Source organism: Vibrio sp. 03_296, from assembly GCF_002265885.1.
In genome coordinates this window covers 1-10,441 of the sequence record NZ_NPKW01000113.1, presented here as the reverse complement: position 1 = coordinate 10,441, position 10,441 = coordinate 1, and the positions used below count along the sequence as shown (strand labels likewise).

8 protein-coding genes and 1 pseudogene are annotated in these 10,441 nt (G+C 45.5%); 3 read left to right on the top strand and 6 right to left on the bottom strand.

From position 1 onward, the window contains the following. Positions 1-248: 248 nt before the first annotated feature. The 3 genes from pgsA to uvrY are packed head-to-tail and all read right to left on the bottom strand — an operon-like array spanning position 249 to position 3,331. Positions 249-806 (bottom strand): CDP-diacylglycerol--glycerol-3-phosphate 3-phosphatidyltransferase, encoded by a 558-nt coding sequence (pgsA, locus tag CIK04_RS13920; protein WP_017422339.1) that lies wholly within the window; start codon positions 804-806, stop codon positions 249-251. Positions 807-852: 46 nt separating this feature from the next. After that, positions 853-2,685 (bottom strand): excinuclease ABC subunit UvrC, encoded by a 1,833-nt coding sequence (gene uvrC / locus CIK04_RS13915; protein ID WP_045613810.1) that lies wholly within the window; start codon positions 2,683-2,685, stop codon positions 853-855. Between the two features lies 1 nt (position 2,686). Further along, positions 2,687-3,331 (bottom strand): UvrY/SirA/GacA family response regulator transcription factor, encoded by a 645-nt coding sequence (uvrY, locus tag CIK04_RS13910; RefSeq protein ID WP_011080857.1) that lies wholly within the window; start codon positions 3,329-3,331, stop codon positions 2,687-2,689. A gap of 356 nt (positions 3,332-3,687) precedes the next feature. Here uvrY and CIK04_RS13905 point away from each other — a divergent pair, with 356 nt between their 5' ends. Continuing rightward, positions 3,688-6,057 carry a DNA polymerase II gene (locus CIK04_RS13905; RefSeq protein ID WP_097353634.1) on the top strand — a complete coding sequence of 790 codons (2,370 nt, stop codon included), beginning with the start codon at positions 3,688-3,690 and terminating at the stop codon, positions 6,055-6,057. A gap of 24 nt (positions 6,058-6,081) precedes the next feature. On the opposite strand, the gene CIK04_RS13900 is transcribed toward CIK04_RS13905, so the two are convergent. After that, complete coding sequence (locus CIK04_RS13900; RefSeq protein ID WP_097353635.1) at positions 6,082-8,184, bottom strand: PTS sugar transporter subunit IIC/EAL domain-containing protein; 2,103 nt, start codon at positions 8,182-8,184, stop codon at positions 6,082-6,084. A gap of 98 nt (positions 8,185-8,282) precedes the next feature. Then, positions 8,283-9,050: a nucleotidyltransferase domain-containing protein gene (locus CIK04_RS13895; protein ID WP_038963049.1), complete on the bottom strand. Its 768-nt coding sequence runs from the start codon at positions 9,048-9,050 to the stop codon at positions 8,283-8,285. A 232-nt stretch (positions 9,051-9,282) separates the two neighbouring features. Between CIK04_RS13895 and yeiP the strand changes: the two genes are divergently transcribed. Beyond that, positions 9,283-9,849 (top strand): elongation factor P-like protein YeiP, encoded by a 567-nt coding sequence (gene yeiP / locus CIK04_RS13890; RefSeq protein WP_017422344.1) that lies wholly within the window; start codon positions 9,283-9,285, stop codon positions 9,847-9,849. Positions 9,850-9,851: 2 nt separating this feature from the next. Beyond that, positions 9,852-10,172, top strand: a complete 321-nt coding sequence (locus CIK04_RS13885; protein WP_011149935.1) for an HI1450 family dsDNA-mimic protein — start codon at positions 9,852-9,854, stop codon at positions 10,170-10,172. A gap of 74 nt (positions 10,173-10,246) precedes the next feature. Here CIK04_RS13885 and CIK04_RS13880 read toward each other — a convergent pair. Continuing rightward, positions 10,247-10,441: pseudogene (locus CIK04_RS13880) on the bottom strand (group II intron reverse transcriptase/maturase); the annotation flags it as partial.

The window sequence follows — 10,441 nt, the reverse complement described above, 5'->3', positions numbered from 1 at the left end:
GGCAGCGGCAGCCCAAAACATCAAGAAGATAGCGTTGGTGGTGAACTATCTACGAAAAATGGGCTTAAATATGGCAGAAATAAGGCAGATACTTGCTTCTGTATACCCATGTAATGAATGGAAACTTCTGCGCACGATATAACAAAAAATATCACGATCGCGACCTACGGTCGCTTCCAAAAAAGAACCCCACTTAAAAAGCGGGGTTCGTCATCAATCTGAACGGGCTTGCGCCCGTTTTCTCTATATTAGTGATGTTCTTCATTCAACAAGTCATCTTTCGCGGCCATCAAATACTGCACCATCGACCAGTAAGTTAGGAATGTGGCAATGTACAATGCACCGAAACCTAACCAAACCATCCAATCGTCATAACGCCAGATCAATACCCAAAGCGCAAACATTTGACTCACGGTTTTTACCTTGCCCACCCAAGAAACCGCAACGCTGGCACGCTTACCAATTTCTGCCATCCACTCACGCAGTGCTGAAATGATGATTTCTCTTGCAATCATGGTCACGGCTGGAATCGTTACCCATATGGAATGATAGTGTTCTGTAATCAAAATCAAGGCGGTTGCCACTAGTACTTTATCCGCCACTGGATCGATAAACGCACCGAAACGAGACGTTTGACCCAGTTTTCTTGCTAACATCCCATCGAGCCAATCGGTAAAACCGGCAACCCAAAACACCATTGCCGCAGCAAAAGGAGCCCATGAATAGGGAAGATAAAACGCAACGACAAACACTGGGATGAGAAATAATCTCATTAGTGACAATATGTTGGGGATGTTCAAACGCATATTATTATTCTCTTACACTTTGCGCGCTAATGGTGCTGGATTTTCACTATTGTTTCAATGCTTGATAGATAATTTCTGCCAAAGAGTGACTGATGCCCGGCACTTTGGCGATTTCTTCAACACTTGCACGCTTGAGCTCTTGTAAGCCTCCCGTGTATTTCAACAGCGCCTGACGGCGTTTGGGCCCTACGCCTTCAATGCCCTCTAACGCACTCGTTTTGCGCGTTTTTCCGCGCTTCGCTCTGTGCCCAGCGATTGCATGATTGTGGCTTTCATCACGGATGTGCTGGATTAAATGTAGAGCCGGATCATCACTTGGCAAATGAAACTCATCGCCATCAACCGTAATCAAAGTTTCCAAACCTGGTTTACGAGTGACCCCTTTTGCGATACCGATCATGACGGGTCGCTTCGGCCAATCTCCCCAGTATTGCGCGATGATTTCGTGTGCTCGATTAAGTTGCCCTTTACCACCATCAATAAAAATAACGTCTGGAATTTTCTCGACATCCAGTTGTTTGGCGTAACGACGCTCTAAAGCTTGTCCCATGGCTGCATAGTCGTCACCACCTGTGATTCCGGTAATATTGTAGCGACGATACTCTTGCTTAACCGGGCCTTCACTGTTGAACACCACACAAGAGGCAATCGTACTTTCGCCCATGGTATGAGAAATATCAAAACACTCCATACGAGCAATCGAGTCCATCGCAAGGACGTCACGCAATGCCTTAAAGCGTTGATTGATCGTCATCTTATGATTGATTTTGGTCGTCATTGCCGTCAACGCGTTGGTATTCGACAATTTGAGGTAACGACCACGAGACCCAGATGGCGAGGTATGAAACTGTACTTTCCGCCCAGCGACATCACTAAGCGCCAGCTGAATCGCCTCGACATCCGCAGCCAGTTCCTGATTGAGAATGATGCGCGATGGAATCGTCCGAGCTTCGTTGTGGCTCAAATAGTATTGCGTCAAGAAGCTGTCAAACACTTCTTGCGCATTGGTGTTTTGAGGAATCTTAGGAAAATGACTGCGACTTCCCAGAACCTTACCTTGGCGAATCATCAAGATATGGATGCATGCAATGCCGTTTTCTTGTGCAAAACCGAGCACATCCATATCTTCTTGGCTATCTTCCGAAACGTATTGTTGTTCCTGAACACGACGAATCGCTTGGATCTGATCACGAAATTTTGCCGCATCTTCAAATTTAAGCTGCTGGCTTGCCAGTTCCATCTTCTGCACTAAAAGCTCTAGAACTTGGTTATCTTTACCTTGTAAAAATAGACGTAAGTAACCCACCAGCTCGGCATAATCGACATCAGAAATGACACTGCTGACACATGGGCCTGCACAGCGACCAATCTGGTACATCAAACAAGGACGTGTTCGATTCGCATAGACGGTGTCTTCACACTGTCTCACCGGGAAAATCTTCTGGATCAAGTGCAAGGTTTCACGTACTGCACCGGAGTCCGGATAAGGTCCGAAATACTCGCCTTTTCTCTTCTTAGCACCACGATGCAGAGATACCCTAGGATGGCGATGAGCACTAAGGAAAATATAGGGATAAGACTTATCGTCTCGCAGCAGGACGTTATACTTCGGCAAATATTGCTTAATGTAATTGTGCTCAAGAATCAGCGCTTCCGTTTCTGTGTGCGTCACGGTCACATCAATTTTGGCAATATTACTCACCAACGCTTTGGTTTTTTCGCTGTCGACTTTTTTGCGGAAGTAGCTTGAGAGGCGTTTTTTGAGATCTTTGGCTTTACCGACATAAATAACAACAGCCTCGGCGTTATACATTCGATAAACGCCAGGCTGATGAGTTACTGTCTTGAGAAAAGATACCGAATCAAAAATTTGAGTCACACTAGAGAGTCTCGGTATCTAACATTCCGTGGCGAATCGCCAAATGGGTCAACTCTACGTCACCATTAATCGATAGTTTGCTAAACAAACGATAACGATAGCTGTTGACAGTTTTAGGACTGAGATTTAACTGCTCAGAAATATCTGTCACCTTCTGACCTTTCGTGATCATCATCATGATCTGAAGCTCGCGCTCAGAGAGATCCTTGAAAGGGTTTTCGGACGCAGGCGAAAACTGGCTTAACGCCATTTGCTGCGCAATTTCTGGTGAAATATAACGTTGTCCACTGTGGACAATACGAATTGCATTCACCATTTCATCTGGGCCAGCGCCTTTGGTTAAATAACCAGAAGCCCCCGCTTGCATCACTTTAGTTGGAAACGGATTTTCCGTATGAACAGTTAAGACGATGATTTTTACGTCAGGGTTAACACGCAAAATTTTCTTGGTAGCTTCCAAGCCGCCAATACCAGGCATGTTCATATCCATTAAAACGACGTCTGCATGATTGCTACGACACCATTTTACCGCATTCTCACCGCTATCAGCTTCTCCTGCTACGTTCATTCCACGGACGTCTTCAATAATACGTCGTATCCCTGTGCGAACCAGCTCGTGATCATCTACAAGGAAAACATTGATCAAACTTGTATCTCCACACTATTAATTGGCTCTGTTCCACATCAAGTGTGGATATCAGTACAGTTGCCTATATTACTGCATTTACTCTGAAAATGCCTTCTATGAATATGTGCCGAAACGCAAACTTTAGCAAGGACTTATTGGATACGGTGGCAAATATCGGAAGTCACTCTAACAATTTTGTTTTTAAAAGGAGACACTTACTTCGGGCCAATCGTCAGGAATTTTATCTCCATCATATTTATCACGGGCTAGGCGTTCAAACTTTAAGCAAACGTGCAAGAAACAACACTTAATTTCGCGCGCTTGAGTGACAATTTGCTAACATCAGGGCAGTTGTTCTTAATTGGAATTCGGATTTGACCATCACTCACGGTTTTGTCTTAACTCGACATGCACGCGATCGCTTTTCAGGCACTCAAATTGAACTGTGGCTCTCAACAGAAGATGGGCCGCACCAATTGCTTATTGATGGTGAAAAACCAGTGTTTTTCATCGATGATAATCAGTGCGCAGATGCCCAACGCTTAGCAAACGAGTATCATCCCGATGTTCAAGTGGAATTCAAGCCTCTTCCATTAAAAGACTTCTCACACTCCCCTATGGCAGCGTGTTACTGTCAAACCAATCGAGATGCTTATACCCTCTCATCATTATTTACTCAACACGACATTACGGTGTTGGAGTCAGACATTCGCCTAGCCGATCGCTACTTAATGGAACGCTTTATCCGCGGCTCTTTGGCGTTTACTGGCACTTTTAAAACGCAAAATACCCATGTTCAAGTGACCAATGCCAAGTGTCGGCAAGGGGATTACACGCCAACGTTGAAAGTAGTTTCACTCGATTTGGAGTGTTCAGAAAAAGGGATTCTTTATTCCATCGGTTTAGATAGCCCGATGGATAGCCGAGTGATCATGATTGGTGAGCCCGAAGCGGCCGAAACACCCATTCAGTGGGTCCAAGATGAAAAACAATTGCTGCTTGCTTTGATTGCTTGGTTTGAGCAATTTGACCCAGATGTTATCGTCGGCTGGAATGTTATTGATTTTGACTTTCGATTATTGCAAAAGCGCGCAGAATGGCATCAGTTAAAACTGACTCTCGGCCGAGGAAACCAAACCAGTTATTTCCGTTCATCGAGCCAAAGCCAACAAGCATTTATTACCATTCCCGGCCGCGTCGTCCTAGATGGTATTGATACTTTGAAAACCGCCACCTATCACTTTCGTTCTTGGTCACTCGAATCAGTCTCAAGAGAACTATTGGGCGAAGGTAAAGCGATTCACAATGTGCACGATCGCATGGCCGAAATTAATCACATGTTTCGCCACGACAAGCCTTCCCTCGCGAAATACAACTTACAAGATTGCGTCTTGGTGAATCGAATTTTTGCTCACACTCACTTACTTGAGTACGTGATTGAACGATCTAAATTAACGGGCGTCGAACTTGATCGCGTCGGGGGCTCTGTGGCGGCCTTTACCAACCTCTACCTACCGCAACTGCATCGTGCAGGTTACATCGCGCCCAATTTGCAGCCTGAAAATTGGGTTGCAAGCCCCGGTGGTTACGTCATGGACTCACTGCCCGGACTTTACGATTCTGTTTTAGTGCTCGATTTTAAGAGTCTTTATCCATCGATTATTCGATCGTTTCTGATCGACCCACTTGGGTTAGTTGAAGGGCTTAAATTAGAAAGTGGCAAAGCAACACACCAAGCCGTTCCGGGCTTTCGTGGTGGTCAATTTCATCGCACTAAACACTTCCTGCCCGAGATGATCGAAACATTGTGGCAAGCTCGAGATGTCGCGAAACGCAACAACGACAAGGCCTTTTCTCAAGCAATTAAGATCATCATGAACTCTTTCTATGGGGTGCTTGGCTCATCGGGCTGCCGTTTTTTTGATACTCGGTTGGCCTCAAGCATCACGATGCGCGGACATGAAATCATGAAGCAGACAAAACTGCTGATTGAACAACAGGGCTATCAAGTCATATATGGCGATACGGATTCAACCTTTGTTTCGCTCAATGGTCGTTTCGAGCAGCCAGAAGCCGATGCGATTGGTCGCCAATTGGTCAGCCTGATTAACCAATGGTGGAAGCATCATCTTGAGCAAGAGTTCAATTTAAACTCGATCCTTGAACTTGAGTACGAAACCCACTATCGCAAATTTTTGATGCCAACCATCCGTGGTGCCGAAACAGGCTCGAAGAAACGGTATGCAGGATTGATTCAACAAGGTAGCGAAGAGCGAATCGTGTTTAAAGGCTTAGAAAGTGCGAGAACGGACTGGACGTCATTGGCACAACGTTTCCAGCACCAACTCTATATGATGATCTTTCACGACCAAGATCCAACGGACTATGTGCGTGAGATGGTTGAACAAACTCGCGCGGGTGCATTTGATGATGAGCTGGTCTATCAAAAACGCTTACGCAGAAAACTCAGCGACTATCAGAAAAACGTCCCGCCTCAAGTTCGAGCGGCAAGAATGGCAGACGAAATCAATGAGCGCTTAGGGCGCCCACTTCAATATCAAAATCGAGCACGTATTGAGTATCTCATTACGCTCAATGGGCCAGAACCCAAGGAATACCAATCGAGCGCGATCGACTACCAACATTATGTCGATAAACAGCTCAAACCGGTTGCCGATGCCATTCTACCTTTTATTGGTAAAGACTTCTCTCAACTGTCGGATTCACAATTGGGCCTCTTTTGATCTGTTTTCCAGCACAAAGAAAAGCTAGATTTTCTCTATCTCCACTATCGGCTTGATATGATTGGCGTTGATGCAGTATTGGATAAATGAGTTGTGTTGCAGTGAACGGCTGTAATACCAGCCCTGTATCGAGATGTGCTCTTTGGCAGGAATATGGTTCAATTGCTGTTGCGACTCAACGCCTTCAATAACCACTTCTAACCCCAGTTGCTCGGCCACAGAAAGAAGGCTCATGAACACTTTTTTTCCTTTTTCGTTATCAAGTGCCAAAACAAAGGAGCGATCGACTTTAATCGCGTCGACTTCAAATCGATTGAGGTAAGACAACGAGGAGAAACCCGTACCAAAGTCATCAATATACACCGCCACACCTAATTGATGCAGCAGATTAAAAGAACGCGCCAGTACCTGCTCATCCACCAGCAACGTCTCTTCGGTGATTTCAATGTGTACTTGCGACGCGACAGGAGCCAAAATGTATTCCAGCTTATCCATATACTCTTTGTCAGCAAGAAAAGCAGGGGTAAGATTGATACTAACAGGCACATACAGGCCAATGCGATTCCACTCTTGAATGTCTTTTGCAACCGTTTTCAGCACCCAAAGATCCACATCTTTCATCAAGCCCGCTTCTTCGAGCCATGGCAAGAACGTACCCGGATACACCAGCGTACCATCAGGTTCGATAGCTCGAATTAACGCTTCACAACCAACCACACGGCCTGTTTGATGAGAAACTTGCGGTTGATACTCCAGACAAAACTCTTTGCGGCCAATGTGTTCTAATCGTTGTTCAACTTCCTGAGCACGGCGAGCGCGATCATTTGCAGTCGCAATGGGGTCATCTTTCAAGGTGTCCGCTTCTTCTCTGCGTCTCACGTACACCGTATCAAGGAAATCAATTTTGATTTCGCGATTGCTGTACAAACGATTGAGGTTTCTCACCGATGGATAGTAAATCACCACACCAACGGCAATGTTAAAGAGTTGCAGTAGCACCCCACCCCAGTCACCAGATGTTGCTAACCACGCGTTAATAATAATTGGCGCATTAAAAGGCACACTCGCGCTTGGCACGTCGATAACGCCGATTTCAATCGCAAGCAAGGTCGTCACCACATGCACCGCCGGTGTTAAAAAAAACGGTAAAAACATACGAGGATTCAAGATAATGGGCAGACCAAACAGCAAAATTTCATTGACGTTAATTAAGCCAATAGGGATCGAGGCGATCGCTATTAATTTGAGACTTTTCTGCTTCGCAAATAATAACATGGCGACGATTAATGACAGTGTTGCTCCGCTTCCTCCAATGAAGACAAAGGTCCCCATCATGGAAAGGTTCATCGCATAATGCCCTTCACCTCCGGCGACAAAGGTGGAATAGTTCAACGAACTTGCTTGCTGTAACAGCTCAACCAGTGGCAACAGTGCGTAGTAACCGTGAACACCAAGGAACCACAGCAGCGAGTTCATCGCGGCAAAGGCGATACCAAACTCATACGGCTCATTGGCATAATCGAGTTGTACTAATTTCAACCCATCACCAAAGCTGAACATGCTGAATATTAAGTAATTAATAGCGACGACAATAAACGCGGTAAGCAGTGCTGGTAAAACAAGGTTCAACGACTCTTTGACCAGCTTCCCCCCACTGTCGGAGTTAGTAATGCGCAATTGAGGCACGTGCAGCAAATGCGCCAAGATAGGAATAGCGTACAGCGGCGTCACAATCGCAATAACGATGTGAAACATTTTCAACGTGTCATCAGCGGGTACCACGTGACCCACAATAAGGAGAAAAATAATGGAAAGCAGGGCCATCGGTGGGCGAGCCAATTTCCATTGCATCGCCAGCACATAAGAGATGGTAGCCGTCATAAGATAGGGGAAAAATGCCGCAATCGCGTTATGCACATCGTAAAGGGCATTGATCCAGCCACTGCGACCACCGCCAACAAACTCCCCCATACTGGCGAAGAACAGCGCAAAAGCCGATAACATCAAACAGGGAATCAGCCAAATCATCCCTTCGCGAATTGCCTGTAATGATGGGGCAAGTCGTTTGCTCACCTTCTTCAAATTGATGCCAACGACCGTCCACGACAAGCTTGCCTGCTTTTCCATGTGCTGATCCTGTAATCGCCTTCACCTTTTAAAGTTAGCACAGAACAGCGGATAGACTACATTAGCACTCGCTAAATTAAAAATTGAGAACGGTATGATTAGCCGATTTTAAATTCCGTTTTTTGATATTGCTTCACTAGCCACTCACCAAACCCATCCAATAGCCCTACAACCGAACGCTTGGGAATGGCTTGACCCGTCAACAATATCGTTAGACGACGAATCTCGACTTCTTTTTCTGGATGGTATTGAAGGAACTGGCGGCCACACTCTATTGGGTCGTCGTACCAATGCTGATCTTTGTACATCACCAATGAATAGCTTGCCCGCAAAAGTTTTTTAGCGATGACCTTTTGCGGTTCAATTTGTTGCTCAACGGAAGTCGCGCGAGCAATTTTGTTACGATATACGGCAAGCCAATCCTCGACATCCATATTCCAATGCTTAGCGATTTCCCAACTAGGAACATATTCACCAAAACACTCCGCAAGATCACTGCCATACACACAGACACAGCAGTGTTTGAGCATGAAGCCCCAAGTAAAAAGACTGTCTAAAGAAGCTATATCTCGTACTTCCGCCGTTTTTACCGCCACTCCGGTCACTTGGGGAAAACTTTTTTGCACACGCCATTTCAAGGTGTTAAATACCGTGGCTCTTTGCTCGGTAAATGGACGATGGGTAACCACAACAATATCGAGATTCGACTTGCCTTCCTGCGCCGTCTTCCTAGCGACACTGCCATAAACATAGACACTGTGGAGGTTGTCTCCCAAGCCACTTTTTAGGCACATCAATACATCTTTGATAACTGGCTCAAATTTCGCTTGGAAAGGTTGTTTGGGATCGATAACAGGTAGAGTCATTAATCGGATACGAAGTTGATAATTCTAAGAAACGCCCAATCTTCGCTTAGCTTACACGAGGAATCAAGCCTTGAGTGCGCAACTGATCTCGGTCGTCGCGACATTCAGATACAAGAGTAAGACTTTGGTACGCAAATAGACAAGTTATTCGATTCCAGTACTCGCAAGTTACGCAGAGTTGAGTATATAATTCGGCGATTTTGATCAACCCTAAAACGCGATAGGAACTGATATGCCAAAGGCAAGTGAAATTAAAAAAGGTTTTGCAATTGAATCTAACGGCAAAACCCTTCTGGTTAAAGATATCGAAGTAACAACTCCAGGTGGCCGTGGTGGTTCTAAGATCTACAAAATGCGTTGTACCGATCTAGCAACTGGCGCTCGCGTCGAAGAACGTTACAAATCAGACGACGTTCTAGAAACTGTAGAAATGAACAAGAAAGCCGTTTCATTCTCTTACATCGATGGCGATGACTACATCTTCATGGATAACGCAGACTACTCTCAATACGTTTTCAAACACGCTGACGTTGAAGATGATCTGCTGTTCATCAACGAAGATACTCAAGGTATCCACGTTATCCTAGTTAACGGTGAATCAGTAGGCCTAGAGCTTCCTTCATCTGTTGAACTTGTGATTGAAGAGACCGATCCATCAATCAAAGGCGCTTCTGCATCTGCTCGTACTAAACCTGCTCGCCTATCAACTGGCTTAGTAGTACAAGTACCTGAGTACATTGCAACAGGTGATCGCGTGATCATCAATACGGCAGAACGTAAGTACATGAGCCGAGCGTAAGCATGGCAGATTTAATCTCTTACGATGATGCGATAGACGCGGCTTACGACATTTTTCTCGAAATGGCGCCTGATAATCTAGAGCCAGTCGATGTCATTCTGTTTACTGCACAATTTGATGATCGTGGCGCTGCTGAGCTGGTTGATATTAGCGATGATTGGGCTGGTCACGTTGGCTTTGACGTTGACAAAGAGAGCTACGCAGAAGTTCGCATTGGTCTCGTTAATGAAGAAAATGATGTCCTAGACGATGTGTTTGCTCGCATGCTGATTAGCCGCGATCCAGACCAAAAGTTCTGTCACATTCTCTGGAAACGAGATTAAGAAACAACAAGTAGGGTGAGGCGTTGCCGCCTCATCCCTCTTACAGAACCGTACGTACGGGCCTCGTATACGGCTCATGCACACTTCCATTCAGCATAATTGCTGAACACATACCCTGTCTTAACATGCTCGATATTGAACAAACCAAGATCGTTAAACCATTGATTTGGCATCGCATAGCTGGCTAAGGGACTCTGTGCATTTTTCCAGCTACTCATTTGAATTGACCTGAACGGCGGCTTGTAACCAAGCTGTTTCAGCYTGCGGTG